This window comes from Verrucomicrobiia bacterium (assembly GCA_035629175.1).
Classification (GTDB): Bacteria; Verrucomicrobiota; Verrucomicrobiia; order Limisphaerales; family DASXHY01; genus DASXHY01.
On record DASPIL010000011.1, the window covers coordinates 62471 to 89082 of the forward strand.

24 protein-coding genes and 1 pseudogene are annotated in these 26612 nt (G+C 57.5%); 9 read left to right on the forward strand and 16 right to left on the reverse strand.

From position 1 onward, the window contains the following. Positions 1-123: 123 nt before the first annotated feature. Positions 124-774: an SOS response-associated peptidase gene (locus VEH04_01425; GenBank protein ID HYG21411.1), complete on the reverse strand. Its 651-nt coding sequence runs from the start codon at positions 772-774 to the stop codon at positions 124-126. Positions 775-1040: 266 nt separating this feature from the next. Here VEH04_01425 and VEH04_01430 point away from each other — a divergent pair, with 266 nt between their 5' ends. Further along, on the forward strand, positions 1041-1634 hold the full coding sequence (locus tag VEH04_01430; protein HYG21412.1) for a CHRD domain-containing protein: 594 nt from the start codon (positions 1041-1043) through the stop codon (positions 1632-1634). Positions 1635-1696: 62 nt separating this feature from the next. Here the strand turns inward: VEH04_01430 and VEH04_01435 are convergent, their stop codons facing one another. The 8 genes and pseudogenes from VEH04_01435 to galB all read right to left on the reverse strand — a co-directional run bounded on the left by VEH04_01435 (position 1697) and on the right by galB (position 13749). Continuing rightward, positions 1697-2770: a dihydroxy-acid dehydratase gene (locus VEH04_01435; GenBank protein HYG21413.1), complete on the reverse strand. Its 1074-nt coding sequence runs from the start codon at positions 2768-2770 to the stop codon at positions 1697-1699. Between the two features lie 75 nt (positions 2771-2845). After that, a pseudogene (locus tag VEH04_01440) lies at positions 2846-3964 on the reverse strand (dihydroxy-acid dehydratase). Between the two features lie 402 nt (positions 3965-4366). Continuing rightward, positions 4367-5236 (reverse strand): DUF1559 domain-containing protein, encoded by an 870-nt coding sequence (locus tag VEH04_01445; GenBank protein ID HYG21414.1) that lies wholly within the window; start codon positions 5234-5236, stop codon positions 4367-4369. 128 nt (positions 5237-5364) lie between these two features. Continuing rightward, complete coding sequence (locus VEH04_01450) at positions 5365-6423, reverse strand: Gfo/Idh/MocA family oxidoreductase (protein ID HYG21415.1); 1059 nt, start codon at positions 6421-6423, stop codon at positions 5365-5367. Continuing rightward, positions 6420-7253, reverse strand: a complete 834-nt coding sequence (locus VEH04_01455) for a CbiX/SirB N-terminal domain-containing protein (GenBank protein ID HYG21416.1) — start codon at positions 7251-7253, stop codon at positions 6420-6422. Before VEH04_01455 ends, VEH04_01450 begins: the two co-directional genes overlap by 4 nt. A 117-nt stretch (positions 7254-7370) precedes the next feature. Then, positions 7371-8504, reverse strand: a complete 1134-nt coding sequence (gene rho, locus VEH04_01460; GenBank protein ID HYG21417.1) for a transcription termination factor Rho — start codon at positions 8502-8504, stop codon at positions 7371-7373. A gap of 232 nt (positions 8505-8736) precedes the next feature. Next, positions 8737-11088 carry a glycoside hydrolase family 2 TIM barrel-domain containing protein gene (locus tag VEH04_01465; GenBank protein ID HYG21418.1) on the reverse strand — a complete coding sequence of 784 codons (2352 nt, stop codon included), beginning with the start codon at positions 11086-11088 and terminating at the stop codon, positions 8737-8739. Positions 11089-11118: 30 nt separating this feature from the next. Further along, positions 11119-13749: a beta-galactosidase GalB gene (galB, locus tag VEH04_01470; protein ID HYG21419.1), complete on the reverse strand. Its 2631-nt coding sequence runs from the start codon at positions 13747-13749 to the stop codon at positions 11119-11121. A gap of 494 nt (positions 13750-14243) precedes the next feature. On the opposite strand from galB, the gene VEH04_01475 reads away from it, so the two are divergent. From VEH04_01475 to VEH04_01485, 3 genes are read left to right on the forward strand one after another with little or no spacing between them, the layout of a single operon-like run. Beyond that, the gene (locus VEH04_01475; GenBank protein ID HYG21420.1) at positions 14244-14762 is read left to right on the forward strand and encodes a type 1 glutamine amidotransferase domain-containing protein; all 519 of its coding nucleotides are present in this window, start codon (positions 14244-14246) and stop codon (positions 14760-14762) included. A gap of 3 nt (positions 14763-14765) precedes the next feature. Continuing rightward, positions 14766-16637: an ABC transporter ATP-binding protein gene (locus tag VEH04_01480; protein ID HYG21421.1), complete on the forward strand. Its 1872-nt coding sequence runs from the start codon at positions 14766-14768 to the stop codon at positions 16635-16637. 45 nt (positions 16638-16682) lie between these two features. Next, positions 16683-16895, forward strand: coding sequence for a DUF2905 domain-containing protein (locus tag VEH04_01485; GenBank protein ID HYG21422.1), 213 nt, complete (start codon positions 16683-16685; stop codon positions 16893-16895). 12 nt (positions 16896-16907) lie between these two features. Here VEH04_01485 and VEH04_01490 read toward each other — a convergent pair whose 3' ends face one another. Next, the gene (locus tag VEH04_01490) at positions 16908-17753 is read right to left on the reverse strand and encodes a hypothetical protein (GenBank protein ID HYG21423.1); all 846 of its coding nucleotides are present in this window, start codon (positions 17751-17753) and stop codon (positions 16908-16910) included. Between the two features lie 167 nt (positions 17754-17920). Here VEH04_01490 and gatC point away from each other — a divergent pair, with 167 nt between their 5' ends. Further along, the gene (gene gatC / locus VEH04_01495; protein ID HYG21424.1) at positions 17921-18208 is read left to right on the forward strand and encodes an Asp-tRNA(Asn)/Glu-tRNA(Gln) amidotransferase subunit GatC; all 288 of its coding nucleotides are present in this window, start codon (positions 17921-17923) and stop codon (positions 18206-18208) included. 14 nt (positions 18209-18222) lie between these two features. Further along, entirely contained in the window at positions 18223-19689 is a 1467-nt protein-coding gene (gene gatA, locus VEH04_01500; protein HYG21425.1) for an Asp-tRNA(Asn)/Glu-tRNA(Gln) amidotransferase subunit GatA, read from the forward strand. Positions 19690-19750: 61 nt separating this feature from the next. Here the strand turns inward: gatA and VEH04_01505 are convergent, their stop codons facing one another. From VEH04_01505 to VEH04_01520, 4 genes are all read right to left on the reverse strand, one after another. Next, a complete protein-coding gene (locus VEH04_01505) occupies positions 19751-20452 on the reverse strand; it encodes a hypothetical protein (protein HYG21426.1) in 702 nt (233 codons plus the stop codon). Positions 20453-21020: 568 nt separating this feature from the next. Next, entirely contained in the window at positions 21021-21179 is a 159-nt protein-coding gene (locus tag VEH04_01510) for an addiction module protein (protein HYG21427.1), read from the reverse strand. 236 nt (positions 21180-21415) lie between these two features. Next, complete coding sequence (locus tag VEH04_01515) at positions 21416-21784, reverse strand: hypothetical protein (protein HYG21428.1); 369 nt, start codon at positions 21782-21784, stop codon at positions 21416-21418. Between the two features lie 1023 nt (positions 21785-22807). After that, positions 22808-23215: a DUF5069 domain-containing protein gene (locus VEH04_01520; GenBank protein HYG21429.1), complete on the reverse strand. Its 408-nt coding sequence runs from the start codon at positions 23213-23215 to the stop codon at positions 22808-22810. A 148-nt stretch (positions 23216-23363) separates the two neighbouring features. On the opposite strand from VEH04_01520, the gene VEH04_01525 reads away from it, so the two are divergent. Further along, positions 23364-23675 (forward strand): transposase, encoded by a 312-nt coding sequence (locus tag VEH04_01525; protein ID HYG21430.1) that lies wholly within the window; start codon positions 23364-23366, stop codon positions 23673-23675. A gap of 47 nt (positions 23676-23722) precedes the next feature. Then, positions 23723-24640, forward strand: coding sequence for an IS3 family transposase (locus tag VEH04_01530; protein ID HYG21431.1), 918 nt, complete (start codon positions 23723-23725; stop codon positions 24638-24640). Between the two features lie 318 nt (positions 24641-24958). Here the strand turns inward: VEH04_01530 and VEH04_01535 are convergent, their stop codons facing one another. Then, positions 24959-25240, reverse strand: coding sequence for a hypothetical protein (locus VEH04_01535; GenBank protein ID HYG21432.1), 282 nt, complete (start codon positions 25238-25240; stop codon positions 24959-24961). A gap of 207 nt (positions 25241-25447) precedes the next feature. On the opposite strand from VEH04_01535, the gene VEH04_01540 reads away from it, so the two are divergent. Next, complete coding sequence (locus VEH04_01540; GenBank protein ID HYG21433.1) at positions 25448-25627, forward strand: hypothetical protein; 180 nt, start codon at positions 25448-25450, stop codon at positions 25625-25627. Positions 25628-26174: 547 nt separating this feature from the next. On the opposite strand, the gene VEH04_01545 is transcribed toward VEH04_01540, so the two are convergent. Further along, positions 26175-26468 (reverse strand): hypothetical protein, encoded by a 294-nt coding sequence (locus tag VEH04_01545; GenBank protein ID HYG21434.1) that lies wholly within the window; start codon positions 26466-26468, stop codon positions 26175-26177. Between the last annotated feature and the right edge of the window lie 144 nt (positions 26469-26612).

Here is a 26612-nt window from a genome sequence, read left to right on the forward strand (position 1 = left end):
AATCCTGACGCGTCGAGTGCGGAACGCAAGCACGGGACCCGGCATTCTTTATGGCGCTGACCTTCGTCCCATCCTCAGGGAAACGCAACCGACTAAACCACGGCGGCCACCCGGACCCCAACTTCAAAAAAGATCCCGCTGCTCAGGCGGCGAAAGGCAATCCTCATCGTCGTTGCGTACATTGTTCACCCGTGAACAAACCTCAACGGCTTTCAGTTCCAACCCGGCCGGCTCACCCAGCAGAGCGCCGATGTCCGAATCAGTCGCATCGAGCCATCGATCACATTCCGAGAGGCCAAGGATCAGCGGCATTCGGGAATGGATCGTCGCCATGAAGCTATTGGCTGCGGTGGTCAGCAGAACGAACGTCTCCCGGCCCGCCGATTGGTCCGACGGCTCGGCCCAAAGACCTGCAAAGTAGAACGGTTCCTCACTTTGCAGGCCAATGCGCATTGGCCGCTTCTCCGTTCTCGAACCACGCCACTCATAAAAGGCGTCCGCAGGAACCAGGCATCGCCTGGATCGGATCGCCGCACTGAAGATCGCCTTTTCGTGAAGTGACTCCGCCTGCGCGTTGATGATGGGAGCCTTGGACCAGGCTGGCCGGAAACCCCAGATCATTTGTGAAGCCTCCAGCTTGCCTCCGACAACCCTGACAACCGTACATTCCTGTGTCGGTGCGATATTGAACCTGGGAACAAAGTTCAGTTCGAGCGTTTCAAATCGCGATTCGATCCGCAGCTGCTTCTTGGTCATCGAATACCGTCCGCACATGGCGGAAAGTTGCGACGGCTTCGGCGGTTGCGCAAGCGCGGGGTGACATGCGCCCGGACAGGAACGGGCATGGAAGGCGCCTTGCAGGAGGTCCTGTCAGGAAAAGCAAAATGATTTAAAAAAAAGCTGGAACCGATTTCCCCTTGGTGCATCATACGGTCGTTCCAAAAGCAATCTTGCAGACGAAGCGCAGTCCGTGGCTTCCGTGTCCTGCGGTGATCAGAAGGGACAGGGAGCCTGAACTGAAAGTTAACCGAACGCAGTTTATGAAGAAGACCCTACTTTCACTTTCGCTGGTCGGTTGCCTCATTTCCTCAGCACCCGCGGCCGTGTATCAATTCACCGCGCTGCTGACAGGAGGCAACGAAATTCCCGCCAACTCATCTCCTGGCGTCGGCTTCGCCCTCGTACATTATGATGACGTTGCCAGCACGATTGAGGTGCATGCGCTGTTTGCGGCCCTGCAGGGGACCACGACCGCAGCCCACATTCATGCGCCGACGGCGGCGCCCTTCAGCGGCACTGCTGGTGTCGCCACAACCACCCCGAGTTTTGCAGGCTTTCCTGCCGGGGTGACCAGCGGATCGTTTTCAAACACGCTGAGCTTGACCGCTTCAGGCACCTATAACCCTGCCTTCATCACGGCCAATGGCGGGACAGTGGCTGGCGCTGAATCAGCATTGGTGGCGGCTTTGTTTGCCGGCCGTTCCTACTTCAACGTCCACACGACCGCGTATCCTGGTGGTGAAATTCGTGGATTCTTCACTTTGGTTCCTGAGCCGAGCTCATTCGCGCTGATCGCGACGGGTGCTGCTGCGGTTGCCTATAAAGTCCGACGCAAGCAACGAAACGGCGCTTAGGACAGCGGCTCGATCATTTTCAGGCGCGAAGTGAAAGCTTCGCGCCTTTTCTTTGGTCCTCGTCAGATTGAAAGAATCCCACCCTGGCTGGCGTTGGTAACCAGCTTTTGATAACGGGCAAGCCAGCCTCCTGGATGCCGCGTGGTCGGTTGCCACTGCTTCTTTCGTTCACCCAATTCGGTTTCCGAAACGAGGATGTCCATCCGGCGATTCGGAAAATCGATCCGCAGCCGGTCCCCTTCCCGCAGCAGCCCAATGGGTCCGCCTTCAGCCGCCTCGGGTGATACGTGCCCAATGCAAGCTCCCGCAGTTCCGCCACTGAATCGGCCGTCGGTCACGAGCGCCACCTTGTCGCCCAATCCCATTCCCACAATGTAGCTTGTTGGCGAAAGCATCTCCTGCATTCCGGGGCCACCCCGCGGTCCTTCGTTCCGAATGATCACCACGTCGCCCGCCTTGACCTTGCCCGCTAAAATCCCGGAACACGCGTCGTCCTGGTTCTCGAAGATCACGCACGGACCTTCAAACACGAATTCGGGACCACAGTAGTCCTTGAATCCCTGGCTGATCCCCGCCGTCTTGACCACGCTGCCTTCGGGCGCCAGTTGGCCGTAGAGAATCGCGAGGCCGCCATCCGCCGTGTACGCCCTATCCGCGCTTCGAATGCAGTCATCCCCTTTGAACAGAAAGGAAGAGTCGTAGGGCATCAGGCCGCTCGAGCGAACCTTTGCGAGCTTGGCTGGATCGACAATAAAGTCAGCGCGGCTGATGCGCCCATTTTTGATTTTCCGAGCCCGCACCATTCCGTAAGGCGAGCGGGGGCCCTCCTTGGAATATTGCCACATTAAGAGAACAGGTTCTCCCCTCAGCTCACCCAACTCGGCCCGGACGAGGCCACGCGACTCCTCCAGCTTCTGCTGGATCGCCAGGCGCAACTGCTCGTGTCCTTCCAGCACCGCAGCATCTCCGAGCGTCACCCTGGCCTTGGTGTCGAACAGCGAAAGTTGACCCTCCACGTCGCCCGCATTCCAGGCTGCCGCATCGCGCCACAGCAGGATCGCAAGCGGATTTGCCGGATGAAAGAGCATCGGCTTCGGAACCAGGTTGCCGTTCGCGGTTCGCGCTGCGGCTCCCATTTTGTCATTGGGATCGACGACGATGGCTGATGATCCGGACAGGCGCACCGATTTCGCTTCTTCTGAGCATGTCTCTGAACGGATATCCCATTCGTCCACATTCGCCCCGAGCGTCTTTCCAGTGACCGTGATGCATTCGGTATTCAGCACGCCCATGCGTTTCAACTCGCCTAGAATTGTGTGAATACCACCCGCGCGATGCACATCCTGGACGTGATAATCGGACGAGGGCGACACCTTGCACAGGCACGGAATACGACGCGAAATGTCATCAATCCGCTTGATGTCGTAAGGGATTCCCGCTTCGCGAGCAATCGCCAGCGTATGCAGAATGGTGTTCGTTGACCCTCCCATCGCGACATCCAGCATGATGGCATTGTCGAATGCCTCAAGGGTCGCAATATCGCGAGGCTTGATGTCCTTCGAGACCAGTTCAACGATCGTTCTCGCCGCGCGCGCATAAAGGGCTTCACGCTCCTTAGACACGGCGAGGATGGTTCCATTTCCGGGAAGCGCGATGCCGAGCGCTTCGCACAGGCAGTTCATGGAATTTGCCGTGAACATCCCAGAGCACGACCCGCAGGTCGGACACGCGGATTGCTCCAGTTTAGTCAATTGTTCCTCAGTGATCCTCCCCGACTGCAACTCCCCCACGCCCTTGAATACAGATATCAGGTCGGATTTTCCTGAGGCCGGCTGCAGGTGCGCGACGAGGTCTGCGTGCGTGGCCTTTTGTTCCGCAATCCCCGCAGCCATCGGACCGCCACTGACAAATACGGTCGGAATATTGCAGCGCATGGCGCCCATGAGCATCCCTGGCACGATCTTGTCACAGTTCGGAATGCAGACCATCCCGTCGAAACAATGTGCGCGGATCACCGTCTCCACGCAGTCGGCGATCAATTCTCGGGACGGCAACGAATACAACATTCCGCCGTGGCCCATCGCAATTCCATCATCAACGCCGATCGTATTAAAAATAAACGGCACCCCGCCCGCCTCGCGCACCAGCCGTTTCACCAGCTGTCCAACTTCGTTCAAGTGGGCGTGTCCGGGAATCGCGTCAGTGTAGGAGTTGGCAATTGCAATGAACGGTTTGCTGAAATCGTCTTCCGATTCAATCGAACCTGTTGCTCGCAACAACGAGCGGTGTGGCGCCCGTTCAAAGCCTTTCTTGATGGTATCAGAACGCATAAAAATGACGGAACACAGTAAAGTGTAAGCCCCTGCCTTGTCACGAAACGAGTGACGTCTTGAGGAGAGCCGAACGTCCCTTTACATGGTTCTCGATCTTCGGCCCAAGCCCTCGTGGCGGCAGGCGTCCTTGCCTGCCGTGGAATTGGAGCTTCCAGCCCGGAGGAAGGAACCTCAAATGAAGTCGAGCGCCTCGGAAGGATCTGAGTGTCGCTCGTGCGTAACGGTTTTTCTCGGGCGGCAAGGATGCACGCCCTCTACGTCAGGCAAGATGCCTGACGCCACCCGCGTGCGGCTTCTTCGCTGCGGGCATTTTAGCGCTTCGAGAAGATTCTCCTCCTGCTTCCGCCAGAACCGAAAGATCGGGCTCGCACTGAAAAGGTCGGGCCGAGGATCTCTGGATCAAGGTTGGAAAGTCATGAAGACCCAGCGGAAATTATCGCCCTTGTCTTCAATGCCTCCGCCACCAGCCTGCCCATTCATCGTGCTCGTCCAGATGTTCTGTTGGTCGAACAGGCGTTTATCATTCTGGATGCGCACGTGTCCGTCACCGAACAGTGCGTCGAGGGCCAGCGCCTTCTTCACTCCACTGCGGTGCGGCACCATGTCCAATCGATAGAGAAGGTCGCTCGCCACTGCGAATTGAGCGCTCATTTCGGATGCCTTCTTTGCAGTCGCCGGGGGTGTGACGCTGCCACGGCTTGGAATCGCACGGGCAGACAGTTTACGGGCTCCTGATTGTGGCAAGTAGGAATAGCCGGTTCGAATGCGAGCATTGCCGTCCGTATAAATCGGCCAGCGCCCATTCACCGAGTAATTCTCGTAAGTCCGCGCCAGCATAAACGGCGTCGCGGCGCCCGCGCCCAACCCGTTGACGTCGTTGGCGCTCATGCAATAAAAGATTTTTCCGTTGGGAATCAGTTTGGTCTCAAAAAGATATCCCAGATTACGCACCTGGGCGGGCAGCGGAGGTTGGCCCATCGTTCCACCTTGATACGCATCATAGGTGGCGTCGGTGCCGGTTGTCGCTGTATCAGCCCAGCCGCACGGCGGAACTTGGTCGTTGAAATCTCCCGCATACATTGCAAGGCCAACGCCGATCTGCTTCAGGTGATTCGTGCAGGCGATTCGCTTTGCGCGTTCCTTTGCCGAAGAGAGCGCAGGCAAAAGCATGGCCGCGAGAATCGCGATGATCGCGATCACGACCAGCAACTCGATCAAAGTGAATGCGCGGGTCGATGAGGAACGGGGACGGCTGATGACGACATGCATAAATTACGGAAATAGGTTCGGCGTCGGTTCGGCTTAACCATGCGTTACCCACGCGCGTCAAGTCAAGGGAGCAACCATCACCATTTCAGGTGATTTCCCTATTCCCTCCCAGAGCACCGCAGAAGCCATTATCCCACCGAAATCGCAGCCCCGCCGTCTCGTGACGACCTGAAACAGGCATCCGCCACCTGCTGCGTCTTCAATGCCCACATCGGCCATTCGTCGTTCAGCCTGCCTGATGCCACGGCAGCCGAGAAGTTCCGGAACATGCGGGCGTCCTGTGCCATCGCAGGAATGGCGTCAACATCGCGAACGGGAACCAGCGTTTCATTGACGTCAACCACTGGCTCCGAGGCATTCGCCGCATGGACGAAGTCGGCAACGCGCAACGACCCGCGCGTGCCACTGATGTTCGCCCACTGTTGCTTTTCAACCAGGAATGAACAGTAAAACCCGGCCGAGGCCGTTTCATTGAAAATCAGCTCACCCGAGAAGTCGGTGGGCGCCGAGCCCGGGCTGATGCTGCTGCCGCGTTCCGACAGAATGCGTCCGGAGACCTCGCGCGGCAGCTGCCAGTTCATCGCCCAAAGCGAAAACCGAATGCAATACCAGCCCAAATCCCCGAGGCAACCCGTCGGCTCCAGCTCGCTGTGAATCCGGATGTTGTCGCGAAAGAAATCGTCCACTGCACAGAAGGCAAAAACTGACATGATCCGTTTCACGTCACCTGTCGTTGCTCCATCGTCGAGCCATTCCCGAATCCGTTGCATCCGTGGATTGTGCATGAACATGACGCCGTCCATGAACTGCACGTTGTGCTTGCGGCACGCCGCGATCATTTCTGCGAGGTCCTGGGAATTGAGAGCACAAGGCTTCTCGCAAAGGACATGCTTTCCCGCTGCCGCCGCGCGCAATACCCACTGCTTTCGAATTCCCGTGGGCAATGGAATGTAAATGGCTTCGACATCAGAACTCTCAATGACTTCCTCGTATGTGCTGCAAGGCCGGGGCGATGTCTCGAAAGGCATCGCGTCCTGACATTCTCGGATGAACGCGCGGCTGCGCTCCACGTCGCGGCTTCCCACCGCCGTCACAATCGAATTGCCGCTGTCGCGCAATGCGCGCCAGTTTTTACGCGCAATGCCAGCCGTACCCAGGATTCCCCAGCGAATTGTCGGTGCGATCATAATTCCTTCACGCGTTCAATGATGACGTCAGCAAGCGTCGATTCTGTGCCCACAGCCGATGCATACCAGACCAGCTTTCCGTTTCGCTCGGTCGGATTCCGCCAGGGCGGCTGTCCTGTTGCGATGCGGTCGCGCACAAGCCTCTCTGCTTCACCCAGCATGACTGGAATATCCTCCTCCGTGTGCATGCCATCGCTGATGAAAAACGGGACAACAACCATGTTGCGGGTTCCAGCCAGGGAGTAGCATTGATGAATGCGGGGTTCCTCTTCCATGAAAATGGAATGGACGGCTGCATACTCATTAAGGTTGCGAATCCGCTGGGCCTGTTCGTCGACCGAGCGCCGGGATTCATCGGATTGCGGCGTCCCATGCCCCGCAATGAAGAGCGTGATGTCCGGGGGTTTGGGTGCGCGCGGAAAAGGAAACTGCGCCACAACGCCCCGCGCCCTGGCGAGCAGCACCTGGGTGAGGCTGGAATGGGTTCCAACAGGTCTGCAGTAATGAATCGTTCGCCTGCCATCCGAGCGCGTTCGCGAGGCGGGGTCTGCGCCAAGCGAAAATCCGAGGGATTGAGGAATGACCTGTTCGCTAAAGTAACCCTCGCTGATGAATAGCGGCACAATGAAAACGCGCGGCGTGGTGATGCCTTGCAGGACCGTTGCGATCTTAGGCTCCTGTTTCCAGAAGCCCTCGCGCACCTCATGAAAAATCCGCCGCCTGCGGATTTCCGCCGCGTGCTGAAATACCGGCTTTTCTGAAGCCCGATTTTGCGTGGACCCGTGCCCGATCAGCAACAGGGCGGCATCAGAGTAATCGTCGCTCAACACGCGCCATGCTTAGCGCACCGGCCATCGAATCGCAACACGGCAACTCCGCGCGGATGCACACTGACACTGCTCCAGTTTCCGCACAAGGAGTGCGGAAATGCCCCCGCTCCGCGCGACTCAGGAACCTTTGTCGAGCTTCGCCAGCAGGTCGTCGTTCACTTTGTGCTTCTTCAGCGCGGCGGTCAGAGTTTCCATGGCTTCCACTGGATTCAAGTCGACCATGGTTCGCCGCAGCTTGCGAATCGCCTCAATCTGCTTGGGCGGGAACAGCTTCTCTTCCTTGCGCGTGCCGCTTTTCGGAATGTCGATCGCGGGAAAGAGCCGGCGGTCGGAGAGTTTGCGGTCGAGGATCAACTCCATGTTGCCCGTGCCTTTGAACTCCTGGAAAATCAATTCGTCCATCCGTGACCCCGTATCCACCAGGGCGGTCGCAATGATGGTGAGCGAACCGCCGTCTTCAATTTTGCGGGCGGATGCAAACATCTTGCGCGGAATTTCTAGCGCGCGCGCATCAACACCACCCGTCATCGTGCGTCCGCTGCCGCCATGCACGCTGTTGTAGGCGCGGGCCACGCGGGTCAGCGAATCCAGCAGCACAAATACGTCCTTGCCTGATTCCACCATGCGCCTGCAGCGTTCAATCATAAAACGCGAGAGCCGCACGTGTGTCTCGAGATCCTGGTCGTTCGAGGACGCGACCACTTCCGCCTTAACGGAGCGCTGAAAATCGGTGACTTCCTCGGGACGTTCGTCAATCAGCAGGACCATCACATGCACTTCGGGATGGTTTTCCGTCACGGAATTGGCGATCTGCTTCAGGATGGTTGTCTTCCCCGTGCGGGGCGGAGCAACAATCAAGCCGCGTGTGCCCTTTCCAATCGGGGTCACCAGATCAATCACCCGTGCTTCAATCAGGTCGGGCGAAGTTTCCAGGCGGAACTTTTCGATGGGATCGATGGTCGTTAAATTTTCGAAACGGACGGCGCGAGTGTATTCCTCGAACGCCATGTCGTTCACCCGTTCGACCGCCTTCAACTGGGGGCTGGTCCCGCGATGCGGCGGCTGGGTAGGCCCGACAATATGACTCCCCTCGCGAAGGAAATTGCGCTTGATCGTGTCGGGAGTGACGAAGATGTCCGTCGGTTTGGGATGAAAATGGTTTTGTGCGGTGCGGAGGAACCCGAAACCTTTTTCCGAGATTTCCAGATAACCGGAACCCAGTTCCGTACCGTTGTTCTTATCAGTGCTCATACTACGTTTTTAGGCTGTGTCGAAGGTTTCGAGAACGCCCCGAAAGTGCTTGAACTTTGAATATTTGGGAAGCTGCCGCGTGGACGTTTTATCAGGATTAACCTCGCCGCACGCTGCTATCAGACCTTCGACTCGCTACTACTTACGAGCATTTGTTCCGGGGCGCAACAAGTATTTTGAAAATGCGTTTCGAACGCTTCAGCAGAGCGCCGAACGCGCCCTGCGTCGATGTTTACCGCGTGGCTGAAATATTGATTGTTCCAGTCCGCAATCCGGGCGCTGAAGCCGTGAGTTGGATTCTCCCGCCATCGGTTGCCTTCACATACGCGACGCAACGCCCTTGCAATGCCTGGCGCTCGCCCGCCTGAAAGGGTTCGTGGCTTGCATTGTCGCCGTTGTCCACAGCCGCAACGACGCCCGGACCTTTCAAGCTGAACGTCAGCGTGTCAGCGGCAGTAGGTATCATCACTCCGTTTTCATCCACAACAGTCACCACCACCATCGCCACATCGTCCCATGAGGGCGAGATGCGGTTCCGATCGGCGGTCAGCAGCAGCTTTGCCGGTTTGCCAGCAGTGCGCAATTCATGCGACGCCACAATCTTCCGGTCGTTGCGCCCGATCGCTTTCAACGTTCCAGGCGCGTAAGGCACGGTCCAGGTTCGCTGCGAATCGTCTCGCGGCTTGGGCTTCGATCCCAGACTCTTTCCGTTCAACACAAGTTCCACCTCGGCGCAATTGCTGAAAACCTCAACGCTCTCGTCGTGAGCCTCGGCATTCCGCGGTGTCCAGTCAGCGAACAACACCTGTGGCCGGCGCAGATCGGCGCTTTCGTATCCGGGATCGGTGACCGCGAGTTCGTCGCGCCCGATTCGCCGCACCGCACGCACCATCGGCTTTTCGCTCCACCAGCTCTGTCGTTGAAACGCCAGTGGACGAGCATGCCCCGTGCGATCGAGCAATCCCGACCCGAATCCCACGCGCGGCCATCGACGCGCCTCGCCAAGGTAATCGATGCCCGTCCAAAGAAACTGCCCCGCGTGTTGTGGATGATCGCGGCACGCAAGCCAGATTCGCAATTCATGCCCCTGCTCCGTTCCAATAATCTTGCGTCCGGCCTTCGCGCGATGCGCCGCAAGCAGTTCGATGTCCCTATAGTTCGTGCCAATGACATCCAGCATGTCGGCCAGTCCGTTGGTGTAATCGCCGCTGACATTCGGGCGAAAGAGCGCCTGCGTCACCGGCCTTGTCGGGTCGTTCTCCTTGCAAACCTGAACCAGCCCGCTGGCGATTTCCTTCGCCTGCGCCTGCCTTGGCGTGTCGTGGATTTCGTTTCCGATGCTGTAGAGGATGACGCTGGGATGGTTTCGATCGCGGCGGATTGTGTCGCGCTGGTCAGTGTGTGCCCATTCGCGGAAGAATTGATGATATCCGTAGCGTGTCTTTCCAACCGTCCAGCAGTCGAAGAATTCGTTCATCACAAGAAAGCCCATTCGATCGCAGAGATCCAGGAACTCAGGCGCCACGGGATTGTGAGCGGTGCGAACGGCGTTGGCGCCCAATTCGCGCAAGGCTTGCAACCGGCTTTCCCACACCGCGAGTGGCACCGCGGCGCCGAATGCGCCGCCGTCGTGATGCACGCAAACGCCGTTGATCTTGAAGTTTTTCCCGTTCAACCAAAACCCGGTGTCGGTGTTGAATTCAAAAGTGCGGATCCCAAAGCGCGTCGCTTCCTCATCCAGAACTTTGGAACCTTCGCGGACTTCAATCACCGCCTGATAGAGCTCGGGGTCTTCAAGCGACCACAGCTGCGGACGCGTCACCGCGATCTCCTGCTCGAACGCGGCTGCTGCTCCCGGCGCGATCGTCTGCGATGGTGTTTCCGCCTGGCCCACAGCGCGCCCACGGCTGTTTCTCAAAGCGATCCGCAGCGACACCTCTTTTGAACTGTCAGAACTGTTCGTGACGCTCGTCTGCACGCGTACCACAGCACCATCGGGGCTCACCCGCGGCGTGGTCACAAATGTTGTCCACTGAGGGATGTGCAAGGGATCCGTGATTACCACGCGCACATGTCTGTAGATCCCTGCCCCTGTGTACCATCGTGAGGAAGGCTGCTGCGAGGTATCCGCGCGAACCGCAATCACGTTGTCCGCCCCAGGAATCACATGCGGAGTTAGATCGTATTTGAAACTCACGTATCCGTTTGGCCGATGGCCAAGGTGCTTGCCGTTGATCCAGACATCGCTGTTCTGCATGACGCCGTCGAACTCAATCCACACGACGCGGCCCGCGTCGTTTGAATTCACAGAGAATGTTTTGCGATACCAGCTGATGCCGGATGGCAGAAATCCCCCGGATCCGCCCGTTCGATTGGTTTGCGCGAAGGGTCCTTCTATGCTCCAGTCGTGCGGAACATCGACGCGCCGCCAGTTCAGGTCGTCAAAGGCGCGGGCCTCGGGGCCTTCAGCATTGCCTTTCAGGAAACGCCAATCAGCATCAAACGACAGAACTCGGCGCGACGCGGCTTCGGTCAACGACGTGAAGCACAACACTGCAACCGCAAGAAGTTTCAATGTGTTCATTCGGCAAAAGGACGACCATTACGTTGCAGTTTAACGGCGGCTTCGAATGCGCACTGTCGCGGCTTCCAACCCGTCCGCTGTGGCTTTGACCGTGATTGTTCCGGATTCCCCCGGCTTCGTTCGAACGATTGCGAGAGCCATGCCATTAAACGCATTGCGCTCAACGGATTGAAACGATTCGAAATCAATCGGGCTGCCGTTGTCCGTCGCAATCAACTCGCCCGGCCCTTCAATCTCAAAACGAATCCGGTTCTTCGCGCGCGGAACCATCCCGCCTCTGCGATCCGCGACCAGCGCCGTTACAAACGCAAGATCCCGGCCATCGGCGCGAATCCGGCGTCGATCCGCTTCGAGCGTCACCTGCGATGCCTCACCCGCAGTTTTGACTTCCGCGGTGGCCCAACGTTTGCCGCCCTTATACGCGACGACGCGAACTTCACCCGGCTGATAAACGACGTCGTCCCAACGGAGGCGATACGTGAATTGCCCCTTCTTCTTCCGACCCTGGGACTTGCCATTTAGAAACAGTTCGGCCTCGTCGCCCGACGTGTAGACGTGAATGGGCGTCACCTGCCCCACCCGGTCGGGCCAGTTCCAATGCGGGAGAATATGCGCCATCGGCAGTTCTGGGCGCCAGCGAGCCTGGTAGATGTAAAAGCGATCCTTCTTGAATCCCGCAAGATCAATGATGCCGAAGTAGGAGCTGCGTGAGGGCACTCGAATTCGCCCAATCTCGCGCAGTTCCTGTTCAGCGCGGGCTTTGTCCGCCGGGTCAGTGTAGTTAAGGAGGTTGCTCAAATCCGCGTTGTAGGGCGTCGGCTCTCCCAGATAATCAAAACCCGTCCAGACGAACTCGCCCGCGACAAACGGAAACTCATCCTGCCCCTGAAACTCCTGGTCGGGCGGCATTGCCCAGCGAGGCGCGTAAAGGTCGTAGGAACTCACGTGGAAATCCGCCATCCCCTTGGATTTGTCGTCGCTGACAGGGAAAAAATACTCGCCGCGAGAACTGACGCACGACGCGGTTTCGCTGCCGTACAGCGGGATCCCAGGATTCGCCGCGCGGAACTTCCCGTATTCCTGCGGCTTGTAGTTGTAGCCAAAGACGTCGAGGGTTTTTTGGAACCCGTTGTAACCGGCGCCAATGTTATTGCAACCAACCGTCACGGGACGAGTCGGATCTTCCTGGTGCGAAATATCGGTCAGCCAGCGCGAGATCGAATGAAGGTTCGTGTTCCCCTGCTCCGGAATTTCATTGCCCGTGCTCCACATCACGACACAGGGATGATTCCGATCGCGCCGCACTAACGCACGCATATCCTTTTCCGCCCAGTCGCGGAAGATGAGCGCGTAACCGTTGCGCTTCTTGGGCCGCGACCAAGTGTCGCTGAATTCATCGATGACCACGAAACCCATGCGATCGCACAGCTCAAGCAATTCAGGAGCGGGCGGGTTGTGGCTGGTGCGGATCGCGTTGCACCCCATTTCCTGCAGCAGTTCCAGCTGCCGTTCCAAAGCGCGCGTGTTCAACGCGGCGCCAAGCGCGCCCAGGTCATGATGATTGCAAACGCCATTGAGTGGAACGCGTTTGCCATTCAACAGAAAGCCGTTGGCGACAGTAAACTCGAACGTGCGAATGCCGAACGGAGTTTCGTATCGATCCACCACCCGGCCATCCCGCTCAATGGAAGTGACCGCGACGTAACGGTTTGGCTTGGAAATGCTCCAAAGCCGCGGCGACTTGACTGGGATCTGCATCGTGGTCTTGCCCGTTCCGCCTGCGGGAGTTTCGATGCTCAACATGCCTGCATCCCCCGCGGCGCGGCCCCGGTCCCCTTCTGCATCCAGTTCGAAGATTTGATTCTTCACAAAGACTCGCGCATCGGCCGTCGACGCATTCCTGACCTGCACATCGATCTTCACCGTCGCCGCACTGGCAGTCACAACGGGCGTGGTGACAAATGTTCCCCATTGATCCACGTGCACGGGCGCAGTTCGTTCGAGCCACACATTGCGATAAATGCCGCCGCCTGGATACCAGCGGGACGATTCCTCAGGGTTATCGAGTCGGATGGCGATGACATTGTTCCCGCCAGCGCGAATGTGCGGCGTCAGGTCCACGCGCCACGAAGCGTAACCGTACGGCCAGCCACCGGCGTATTGGCCGTTGACCCAGACGTTCGCAAACGACATTGCGCCGTCGACATGCAGGTAAAACTGCCTGCCGCGATCGGCTGCGGGCACGGTGAATTGCTTGCGATACCAGGCAACACCCCACCAGGGTAATTTGCCGGTTTCGCCCGGATGCTCCTGCTTGAACGGACCTTCAATTCCCCAGTCGTGCGGAAGATTTAACTTTCGCCAGGCCGAATCGTCGTAATCAGGCTGGGTGTAGGAAACGTCCGCACCTGGGTTTCCTTCGGGTCGAACCGCGGCGGCATTGGTGCTCAGCTCACCGCCCGTCGCCATCATCCAAGGGCGAATCGCGGCATAGGAGAGGTTCGTTCCGGCGCCTTCAGGATCGCCCTGGATGAAGCGCCAGTTTGAGTTGAACAGGAGCTTCTCACGCAACGGCGCGTCGTCGGCCGCAAGACACGTAAAAAGTGAAATCCAGACTGTGACTGCAAGAAGACCCACCCGCCTGACCCGGTTGCATTTCATGTTGATTCCTAGTCGTTGTGATTCTGCATGCGGTTACACGAACCGCCTTCAGCCCGCAACAAGCTCAAAGATCGCGCGCAAACGCAACCGCCAAAATGGGTGAATGCGTTTGGCGAACGCAGCGCGCCTCCGAGTCCACTGTATAATCCTCCGCTCGCCGGCGACGCAGGAGCGGGAGAGGGGCCGGGGGAGAGGGTGCTCTGATATCGCCCTGCGCGCGCCCTCGTTTGTAAGGTCATAAGCTTCTCCTCTCCTTAACCCTCTCCTCCATTCCGAATGGAAGAGAGGGAGTCGGAATGGGACTGCACGGGCATGCGTCTGGGCGCTCTGCCGTATCGCCCGTCCTCCGTAGCAGCCACTGCAAAGAGTAAACAGGTTTCCAACCTGCACGCGCAATTCACACCCAGCCGGCTTGGAAGCATGCCGATACGCAAGTTCTCAAACTGCGCTACGTTGAGATGTACTGTTGAGCGCCGACGGTTTAGAGAATAACTATGCGCATGCAAAAAAACCTGCTGACGTTTGTGGAGGACATCTACGAGGATCTCGAGTTGTGGTATCCCAAGCTGCGGCTCGAGGAAGCCGGTTTCCCAACTCGCGTCGCCGCACCCGAGTTGAAAACCTATTCCGGCAAACATGGCTACCCCGCGAAAGCGGACATTCTCCTCAGCGATTGTGAAAGCCGCGACTTCGCCGGCCTGTTGATTCCCGGCGGGTTCATGCCCGACAAACTGCGCCGCGACGCAAAGGTTCTTTCGCTAACACGCGAATTCTTTGAACAGGGCAAGCTCGTCGCCTTCATCTGCCATGGCGGCTGGATCCCCATTTCTGCAAAGATCCTGCGCGGCAAACGTGTCACGGGTTCGCGCGGGATCAAGGACGACCTGGAAAATGCCGGCGGCATCTGGGTGGATGAAGCGGTGGTCATCGATGGCAACCTCATTTCAAGTCGCACACCAAATGACCTTGCGCCATTCGCAAAGGCCATGGTCGATTTTCTTTCGGCACGCTAAGCCATGTCGTCACATCGCAATCTCGGCTCGCATACCGATCCCACGTTCAAATCGAAGCCACGGCCCACGGGCGAAGTGATCCGCCGCGTCAGCGTCTACCTTCGGCCGTATCTTTGGATGGTGGTTGGCACCGTGGGGTTCGCCATTCTTTCACTCGCTGCAGGTTTTCTGTATCCAAAACTCACACGTGTGATCATCGACGACGTGATCACCAAAGGCCGGCGCGAACTGCTCACTCCCGTTGCGCTTGGTCTGCTGGCCGCCTTCCTGTTTCGCGAAATCTTCAACAGCATCCGCATTCGCATCAACAACACGCTGGAACAGAACGTCATTTACGACATGCGCCGCCAGGTATATGGGCGGTTGCAGCGGCTGCCGGTGCCGTGGTTCGACCAGCGCGCCTCGGGCGATCTCATGACGCGCATTATCGAGGACGTCAACAATGTTGAGCGGTTGCTCATCGATGGCGTGGAACAGGGAACGGTCGCAGTCCTCAGCATCGTCGGAGCAATGGTGTTCATGGTGATGGCGAGCCCAACGCTAGCGCTGGTGTCGCTCGTTCCTGTGCCGTTTCTGATCGGCGGCGCGCTTTGGTACACATTGACGGCCCACACGCGCTATCGGCTTCAGCGCGAGGCCTCGAGCGCCATGAATGCCCTGCTCATGGACAACCTTCAGGGCATGCGGCAGATCAAGGCGTTTGGACGCCAGACCCATGAGGATTCACGTTTTGAACAACGCGCAAACGAGTTGCGCACGGGGACGCTCGTCGTCATGCGCGCCTGGGCGTACTACGGGCCGGCAATGCAATTCGTCGGCGCGCTCGGGATCGGCCTTGTCCTGTGGGTCGGCGGCTCGCAGGTGATCAATGGCCGGATGGAAGTCGGCGAACTCGTGGCGTTCATGCTCTATGCGGGCATGTTCTTTTATGAACCCATCGGCCGCCTGCACGGATTGAACCAGATGTTGCAATCCGCACGCGCCGCCGCTGCACGCGTCTTTGATATTCTCGACACCCAGGAGGAACGCAGCGACCGCACGGGCCGCCTCAAGCAACCCGTTCGCGGCGACATTCGTTATGAGAGCGTTGCGTTCAGTTACGGTGAAAACCGCATTGTCCTCCGCGATGTCAGCCTCCAGGCGAAACCCGGCGAGATGATTGCCCTCGTCGGCCCCACGGGCGCAGGCAAGTCGACGCTCGTGAACCTGCTGCCCGCATTCTACGAACCCACTGCAGGACGCATCCTGATCGATGGCCAAAACATCAGCAACATCGCGCTGGCCGGCCTTCGCGAGCACATCAGCGTCGTGAGCCAGGAAGCGTTCCTGTTCAACGGCACCATTCGCGAGAACATCCTCTACGGGCGGCTCGACGCGAAGGACGATGAATTGATCGCTGCGGCAAAGGCTGCCAATTGTCATGAGTTCATCTCGCGATTGCCACAAGGCTACGACTCTCACGTGGGAGAACGCGGCGTGAAGTTGAGCGTCGGAGAAAAGCAGCGTGTCAGTATCGCCCGCGCTCTGTTGAAGAACGCACCGATTTTGATTCTCGACGAAGCGACGGCGAGCGTGGACACGGCCACTGAGAAATTAATCCAGGAGGCCCTCGAACGGCTCATGGCGAACCGCACGAGCTTCGTCATTGCCCATCGCCTAAGCACGATTCGCCGCGCGGATCAGATCCTCGTGCTGAGGCAGGGCCAGGTTGTGGAACGCGGAACACACGAGCAACTGCTGGCGAAGGATGGGTTATATGCACGCCTTGCACGCATTCAAGGAACCACCTTTATTGAGGAAAGTTTTGAAAAATTGGAACCCGCGCCGGAAGTGGACGCTGCGGAACCAATGCTGAAAACCGAACGCGAACAGTAGAGACCACAGCGGAGTAGAAGGCGCTTCAACACGTCACGCTTAACTATGCCACAGGTTGGAAAATTCCTGGTCATTGCGGGCCTCATCCTTGCGGCCGTGGGCGCGCTCTTATGGATGGGATTCGGCAAGGGTTGGTTAGGCCGCCTGCCAGGAGACATCCAGGTCAGCCGCGGGAATTTCAGCTTCTATTTCCCAGTCGTGACCTGCCTTCTGATCAGCATCGTGTTGACGCTGTTGATGTGGATCTTCCGAAGATGAACGCGAACGCGTTCAGGCGGCGATCAAGCGGCGAAGCTTCGCAATGTTCCGCTCGATCCGAATGACGTAATCATTGGGACCGTCGGGATACGGATCATTCAGGAAGCGGTAAACACCCTGGAAATCCTCACGCAGCTTCACCTGTGCAAAGCCTTCCCAAAACGTTGGAGTCCTGCGCATCAGGTCCTCCACACTGTCATAGGCGAGACGGCTTCCCTGCGGCCCCGCCGCTGCCGCAGCCTCGGTAAACTCCTGATACAATTCAGGAAGCCGTTCCACGTAATCGTCCGCCGCCATCTGTCCCATCAGGTCAGCCGTTCCCAGCGCATATCCCAGGCGCCGTTCCAGTTCGCTCCGAAACGGCAGCGCATTCAAATCGTCGGTGAACCCGGTGCATTGGATCATGCTTTGCACCGCCCGAATCTGGTCGGGATTGAACCCGCGTTCCGTCAGAAAGCCGTTCGCGAATTCCGCGCTCCGCTTCACATGGATCAGCGTGTACTTCGCGCCCGTTCCTTCCGTGTCTCCCTTCCGCTTCAGGTAGCCGCTGTCGTGAAGCAGGATCGCGAGCAGCGCCAGCTCCACCACCTCGCGATTCAGCGCCGGCGCCGCGCCAGCCCGATGCCAGCCCCGCAACAGGCGGGCCATGCAAAGCGTCCCCTGCAGCGTGTGCTCAAGGTCGTGGTAGGGAACATCAATCGGAAGGTAATCGCAGTAACGGCCCGCAAAACACTCAGTGACCCACCCGAAAACGCGCGAAACAAAATCGGGATCACCTTCTGGAACAATGGCCAGGTAGGCCAATTGAACTTCCTTCGCAACGGCTGTCGGATCTTTCGTGACAACGGCCGGATACATCGGGCGCCAATCTAGTGTGAAGTCCACCCGTTTGCACGCGGATAATCATCGCCGAAAAAGTCTGTCCATCCACCCCCCCAAATCCGTCCGCAGCACCCGGCCGAATTGCCCCCGATTCGCAAACTTTGAACTTTGAACTTCAAATCCCGAACTCTACCTTCCCGCCCATGGCAGCCGCTGAAATTGACGTTAAATATGTCGCGCATCTCGCGCGCATCGCCCTGTCGCCCGACGAGGAAGAACAGCTCTCCTCCCAGCTGGGGAACATCCTCAGTTACATAGAACAACTGAAGGAGGTCGATGTTTCCTCCGTGGAGCCCACTGCCCATGCATTTCCGATCGTGAACGTCACGCGTCCCGACGAACCCCGCCCCTGCCTGCCCAATGAAGAAGCATTGCGCAACGCTCCAGCCCAGGCCAGTGGGCAGTTCATTGTCCCGCGAATCGTTGAGTAACCCTGATTGGAACGATGCTGAACCAATTCACCATTTCCGAACTCACCGCACGGCTTGGGCGCCGCGACATTTCCGCGCGCGAAATCACGCAGGCGTGCCTCCAGCAAATCCAGAAGGTTGACCGCGAGGTCCACGCGTTTCTCAGCTGGAATGAACGCGATGCGCTCGCACAGGCGGATGCAGCCGACCAGCAGATCGCAGCCGGCGCCAGCATCGTGGAAAAACCGTTGCTCGGGATCCCGATCGCGATGAAGGACGTCATCGCGGTCAAGGGCCACCCGCTGAATTGCGGATCCAAACTGCTGGGAAACTTCGTGTCGCCCTACGATGCCACCGTCGTCCAAAAGCTCAAAGCCGCGGGCGCGATTGTTTTCGGCCGTCTCAATATGGACGAGTTCGCGATGGGCAGCTCGACCGAGAATTCCGCGTTCGGGTTGACGCGAAATCCGTGGGATACTTCCCGTATTCCCGGCGGCTCTTCAGGCGGTTCAGCCGCTGCCGTCGCGGCAAATGAAGCGATTGCCACGCTCGGTTCCGACACAGGTGGATCGATTCGCCAGCCGGCTGCGCTTTGCGGCTGCGTTGGCTTGAAACCGACCTACGGCCGCGTATCGCGATACGGCCTCGTCGCATTTGCGTCGTCACTCGACCAGATTGGGCCGTTCACAAAAGACGTTCGCGATTCCGCGACCCTGCTTGAAGTTTTGAGCGGACTCGATAAATCCGATTCGACCAGCGTGCCTCAACCCGTGCCGCATTACGCATCTGCGTTGAACGGACAAATCAAGGGCCTGCGGATTGGCATTGCCAGAGAATTCATGGTGGGCGGGTTGGATCCGGAAGTGAAGGCAGCCGTGGACGCGGCGCTGAAGCAATTGGAACAACTTGGCGCTGAACTCGTAGAAGTTTCCCTGCCCCACACGCAATACGCTGTCGCGACATATTACATCATCGCAACCGCGGAAGCGTCTGCGAACCTAGCCCGCTTCGACGGCGTGCGTTATTGCGCGCGAGTGAATGGCGCCGATCCGATTGAGATGTATGCGAAAACCCGTGGCGCGGGATTCGGTCCTGAAGTGAAACGGCGGATCATTTTGGGAACCTACGTGCTGAGCAGCGGATACTACGATGCCTATTATCTGCGCGCCCAGAAAGTCCGCACTCTGATTCGCAACGATTTCTTGAAGGCGTTTGAGACGGTGGATGCAATTGTGACACCCACAACGCCGACTGCAGCATTCAAGGCAGGCGAGAAATCGGGCGATCCGCTGCAGATGTATCTGTCCGACATTTTCACGATCTCATGCAATCTCGCAGGCATTTGCGGCATCAGCATTCCCTGCGGGTTCACGCGGTCGCCGAAGTTGCCAATCGGGCTTCAACTCCTGGGAAAACCTTTCGGCGAGGAAACGATCCTCAAGCTGGCGCACGCCTACGAACAGGCCACGCCCTGGCACAAGGAACGCGCGCCACTGGCATAGGTATCCTCTATTCGGCAGAACAGCGCGTCGTTCGGAGCTCGCCCTCGTTATGTCGTCACTCTCATTTCAGCCAAGAATAATGCTTCGATAAGAAATTCCGACACGACCGGCGGTTGCCGGCGCAAGCATGTTCCGAAAGCCGCCGCACCTGCTCGGTGAAATCAGTGGGCGCTGCACCCAATTCGATGAGATGCGCAATGCATGTCGCCACGTCAAAGGCGGCCCAGTTGGTGAAATCAGCGTCTTCCCACAGTGAAGGGTGCGACCACAGTGTCGCGAGATGTCTGCGTAGTGTGGCGTCTGCGTTCGGGTGCTTTGTATGGGAAATCGCCTGGCAGATGTTAGAACTGTGCTTAAGCTCCCCGCCGCTTAAGGCGCGAACAAGAGTACCGAAGGCCTCGTCACGGGGAAGCTGTGAGGCGACACTCAAGGCGATGCCAGACCAGTGCTCGGGCTTGCCATGCTGCATGATGAAACGCAGCATTTCAGGAAAATCGAGCTGTTCGTGCAACCAACTGCACGACTGGCAGAAATCAATGCGGATGTCGTCTGTCCAACTCGGCCACTCCTGCTGAAGCTCGGATGCAGTAATGGATGCCGAACCATCCATAAAGCGAGAAATCTCGGCTCCCATCTTGCGCTCTTGCGAATGATAGCTGCGCGAAAACGGACGCTCGGAGCGCAGCGCCAGTCGCATGCCATCCATGATCACTGCCTTCGGGTATTCGTCTCCGTATAGCCTTTTAAGATCGGACATTTTCATGGCGGGCAACATGGTCCAGCGCTTCAACTGAGCAGGTGGTGCAACTTCTCCGACTGCTCGTAAACCACCAACGAACCAACGGTATAAACAGCATGCGCCCGCCACTTTTTCAAGGCATCTGGTGAGCGCTTCGTGAAAATGTAGCAACCATTTTCGGCGCGAGAATCCGAAAGTAAAGACAAACGGTTTTTACGCGAATTACGCTCATTCTCGCGAATGTTCCAGCCGGACTTCGTTTGCTTCGTACTGCTATCCCACAGCGTAATTTTTTTTGCGACATTTTAAGTGCCGACCTTCGCAAGCTCCTGAATATCCGCGTCTCGAGGAGCCAAGACCGCTGTGTCTTGCGTCGTTTTATCTCTTCTCCGTGGTCAAACAAACAAGTTGAACGACCAGTTCTATTCCTGCAAAACACGCGAGCCATCGCCAATATCGCCAACCCGTGGACTCTTCAAGATCGGCTCTCAGGCATACAGAGAAATAATCTCCCAATCCGGCTCCTGAGCCTCGTAAAACAAGAATCCATCTTTAAGGTCCTGGAGCGCGTCCTCGGAAATCCGGATCGCGATCATGGCCGCCCGACCGAACCCTTAACCGAATCCCAGTCCAGAAGCTGCGCAGCACCTTCGCGCACCCTTGCTCGCCGCTGATCCAACAAGGCTCTCAACTCCTCGGGAACAGCCATCCGTTCAAAACGATCACGAAAATCCTCCCAGATCGCTTCCATGATTTGGATCTTTTACTCAACCCGCAGTGCTTTGACGTCTTGCCCTGTCATGCTGGAACAATACTGCGAGCCCGAGCGACGTGCTATTCGCTCTTCATCGAACGACAGAACTGAGCGAAGTGGCGGGAAGCGCCGCTCCAACGACTCGGAAACCGCGAAAGAATAGACGCATGAAACTGTATGCGCCCTCAAATTTGCTGGCTCCGCTGCGCTCGGCAGCAATACACCCTTTGTTGTTAGGCCTCATTTTCTTTTATTTCTTTGGCTATAACGAAGCCGGAAAAGCCAATCGCTGACTCAATCACCCACGCGCTATGGGATTCAAACAACTCCGGGGCGAAACTCGATGCATCATCTTGCCAGTGGGCGATTCCATGCTGGTGCGCCCACGCTTTTAGAATCTGCTCCTTATCGGATACAAACTGAGCCAGCGGAACTTCCATGATATCCGTTATGATGGCTCCGCACGTATGGACGAAGTGGTAGAGCACGACATCGCAAAACTCAATTTCTGATCGCTCCTGCTCCAGTTCGAGGCGAAGAATCACCCGGGATCCATGCTCGAGCACCAAATACTCTCTCAGGTGGAAATCATGGTATTTCATGTTCTGCCATATTAATGACAAAACGGAGCGAAGCGGCGGTCAGCGCCGCTCCGACAACTCGAAAACCACGAAAGAACCAAACGCATGAAACAGCATGCGTCCGCCACTTTCGCTGGAGTGATCTGGTTAGGGGCAAAAGTCATGTGGTTGATGGCCGCAGAACAGTCCACGCAATGGCGAATGCCACTGCGAGAGCAACATATCCGATGACAACCAAGCAGAAGAATCCTGCCTGCGTAATGCCGAACCGGTATCCCCTGGCGATCTCGAAAGAACTCTCGCCGCGAGCCCGTTGCTCATCTGTCGTGGTCTCAATTGGCGTCGAGTGGATTTCATCGACACAGGGCGCTCTGTTTTGCCTGCCCAATAGGCGCCGATCCAAACCACCGAGTAAACGGTGATCAAGATGAGGAAAATGAGTGGAAGCGTATTCATGGTCTCATGCCCCTAACGCAAAGCTGAGCGACTGCCGCCGGAAACGCAAGCTTGAGTGCGAACGGCGCGTCCGAACTGACGCCCGGCATCGAGCGGAGAGGCGGAGCGGCAGTTCGTCTCCAGCGTCTGGTTCGGTGATTTCATTGCGTGCAGACTACATCGAGCTAAGTGCGGTGGCGAGTGAATCGGCGTGGCAGACAAGGGTGTAATCCCTGCCTCTCACCTGCTCCGCAACGCCACAAGACTGTGTCGTGGGATCGTAAACCACGACATATCCATCCGCAGGTGTCCGCCCCTCCTGCAATACTACCCATATCTCCCGTGGTGGTAACTTGGTATCGTCGGGATCAATGCGAACTGAAAACGGCTCAACGAAAAACTCGTGCAAGTTCTGGCGCCTAATGCCGTGGGAACTGTCGAATGACTCGTTACGCGCCAACTCCTGCTGAACCATCTGCTTTATGTCGCGAGCGATCATGAATGCGCTACTTCGCCGAACGTTCCGCATCACTGACCCCGCGCAGTGAGGCTCGAATTGAAACCACACCGCTACCGCGGGGTTCAGTGCATGCGGTTTGTTCGGTGTTTTCATTTTCTGCGCTCATCTACATCATGGACATCAAACGCTGTCTGGACGTCCTCTCGGCAGAAGCACCCGAGCTTCCGCTTCTGCTCGGCAACCCACTCCGAAACATCATCTCTCCAGCCACGCTTCTCCATAAAAGCGTTGAAGATGAAAATCTCCTCTTCAATGCGCTTTCCTCCTTTCCCGAAACACCAATCAAGGATTTCGTCGTCGGAGCCCCCTTGCTTCACTCGCTGGCAGAGGTCTTCGTATTTCACTCGGAGAAAGCGGCACACTCGACCGTCCAAGCCATGTCCAAGATTGTAGTCCTGTGGAAGTTCTCCAGCTTGGTGCAGCTTGATCTTGTCTAGGGTGCGGCCAAACATCACCAACCCACCTACTTTTTCGTAACCTGAGCGCGGAGGAAACATGACATGTAGATTACAGCGAACGTTCCAGATCAGTGACCCGGCGCCACTGATCTTCGATTGTCAACAACCGGGTTTGTGCTGCTTCAGTCGGAATTGGAAAAACCGGGCGATTGGCTAAAGTATGCGGCCATAGCAACGGATCCAAACTATGACGAGAGAACGACGGCACTTTTCACCTCAGGAAAAGGTTAAAATTCTCCGGGAGCACCTGGTCGATCACAAGTCGATCTCGGAGGTGTGCGAAAAGCACGAGATTCAACCCAGCCTCTTCTACACCTGGCAAAAGACCTTCTTCGAGAACGGCGCGGCCGCATTCGAGGCTGTCGCGACTCCGGGACGGGTTTCGGTCGAGCAGAAGAAGATACAAAAGCTGGAAGCCAAGCTTCAACGCAAAGACGAGGTGATGGCAGAACTGTTGACCGAGCACATCCTTTTAAAAAAAGAGATTGGGGAGAGCTGAAACGATGCTGGGTGCCGCACGATGTGCGAGACCAGATCGTCGACTTCATGAACAAGTGGTCCGAGAAAACCGAGACGCCCGTGACCCGGATGGTCAAAACGGCCGGCGTGGCCGTCAGCAAGTTTTATCAATGGAAAGACCGCTACGGCAAAGCCAACGAACACAACGCGCAAGTGCCGCGCGATCACTGGCTGGAGGCCTCGGAGAAGGAAGCCATCTTGAAATTCCACGCGGAGTATCCGCTGGAAGGCTACCGCCGCTTGTGCTTCATGATGCTGGACCGCGACATTGTCGCCGTCAGCCCGTCGAGCGTATACCGGGTTCTGCATCAAGCCGGACTGATCCAACGGCACGCCCGGCCGACGCGCAAAGGCCGGGGCTTTGAGCAACCGCTCCAGGCGCACGAACACTGGCACGTGGACGTTTCGCACCTCAATGTTTGCGGGACGTTCTACTATCTGTGCAGCGTGATCGACGGCGCCAGCCGCTACATCGTGCATTGGGAAATCCGGGAGGCAATGAAGGAAAGCGACGTGGAAATGATCCTGCAAAAAGCCTTGGAAGAGTTTCCCGGGGCGCGGCCGAGGATCATCAGCGACAATGGTCCGCAGTTCGTGGCCAAGGACTTCAAGGAGTTCATCCGATTGGCGCAGTTGACGCATGTGCGGACCTCACCGCATTACCCGCAAAGCAACGGAAAGAAGGAACGCTGGTATCAGACGCTGAAGCGGGAGGCGATCCGGCCTAAAACGCCGCTGGACCTTGAGCAGGCGCGCCAGGTGGTGGCCGAGTTTGTGCAACACTACAATCAGGTGCGGCTGCACAGCGCCATCGGCTACATCGCGCCCAAGGACAAACTTGAGGGACGTCAGGAACAAATCTGGCGTGACAGAGACGCCAAGCTGGAAGCCGCCCGTGAGCGGCGGCGGCAGAAGCGGCAGGAGCAAATCGCATTGAGCGCGTGAAAAGACTTGGCAAGGGTGAGCTCAGCTAACTACAAACGATTGGTTCAGCCGGAGGATACGGCTCTGCAGGGATGCAACCGGAGCGCCGCGCTGAACTCGAATACCGCAGGCCGGAGCGGCTCAATTGGGCTGCTCTGGCCGGCCACCTGCGGGTTCGATCACAAAGCGAAAAATCCCAGGGGGTTTGGGGGACTGGTCCCCCAAGGCCAGAAACAAACAAATAATGAAAACCCGGCCGCCACTACGTTAAGCCGCCCGCGATGTTTTCCAATTCACGCTGAACCAGTACAGGTTCACTGCATCTGGTTTGTTCGGCATTCATCGAAACTCTGACTTCACAATCTTAGTGACCCAATCGGGTGCAGGCATCTGAACATCGTAAAATGTCTTCGAGCTGATCACGGCAAGCTCACCATCAATCTTCGAGATCGTCCCAGCCCAAGCATCCTCTGGGAGCTTGCCCAGCTGCCAACCTACCGTCCGCCTGACAAACTCCACATGCGGCATCATCGCCCACGTGTAGTCAACCACTCGATCACCACGGACAATGATCAAGAATGTCTGACCGTCGCCAATCTCGATTGGGCTTGGAGTCTGCATCTAGGCCGAACGACACGGATCACCGACCGCCGCCGTAAGCGGGCGCTGGCAGCCGATCCAGCGTCTAATGAACCCGGAACATCGAAACTGAAACGCGGAGCGGCGGTTCGTGTGCATCCGATTGTTCGTCGTTTCGTTTGTCATCGTAAAATGGTCGCAACACGCATCGCAGCTAGGTGACCAGAGACCGCGCACGCAATCAAGACTGTGACGCCAAACACAAGGAACACCGACATCCGACGTCGTGAACTCCAACTGGAAGTCGCCGAGCTGGATAGCAACACCGCCGCGACTGTCATGCATCCGAACGCGGTAAATCCAGCGGGCCACGTGAAAGCAGAGCTCACCTCGGAAAAAGTTGCCGCTGTCGGAAAACCGCCTCTGTAGAAAGACCCTTGGAGCCAAATCCCCGCGATCCCGGCAACCGTTGCGAAAGCGCCAAGCACCAGCGATATCCATGCAATGAACTTTGTATCGCGTGGAGTGATCGAAATCATATTACGGCGAACGATAGAACCCAGGCACCCGGGGCCGAGACGCGTGATCCGCGACAGCGGAATTGCAGCCACCATCCCGGGTTGCCTGCAGTGACTGGTTCGCCACCACGCTCAATCCTCGACTGTAAACCATCCTGACAAAAAGGTCCCGTGACGATGAACTCGCCGGACATGCAATCTGGTCTGTGATCAAAACGCTCATCTGCTCCTGTAACTGTAACTCCCAAATCATCCGCGACTCCGTCCACAAACTGCAACCCAAAATCAAACCGCCAAACGCGTGAACACGGTCATGGCGAACGATCTGGCTCACCGATCCCGCGCCAGTGAAGCCCGAATTGCAACTGCCCTTTTCTCCAACTGTCGCCTGGGCAGTTTCTGGGGGTCAAGGTCATACGCGAAATTCTGGTCAATTTTAACGCCTTAGAGACGTTTTTTCAGCCTGTTTTCACGCCGTAGGGTGGTGCCGGGTCCTGCAGTACCCAGCTTCCGTCGGCGCCGGGAGCGATCACGATTTGCCGCCGCCCCAGGATCAGTGGCTTGGCTCGCTGCACGAACGCCGCGCTTCCGACCGCAAGGCTTTCCGTCCATAGCGGTTCTCGCCGCATCCGCACTTCCGTGATCCGCGCGACAAGGCTTGCTTCCAGATTGCGTCGCAACAGCCCAAGGTCATCGACACGAAGGCGCCAGCACAACCGATCCAGGTCTATTAACCGATACCGTCGACGCATCCAATGATCTCATGGTAACCCAGCCATTCCCATTCAGACGGGTGGCTCACTACGCCGCAACGGTTCATGTTCAATTCGATGTAGCACAGGCATCGCCACAGATGCTCGCCCGATTCGACCAGCGTGGCGTGAAAATTGTCGCCC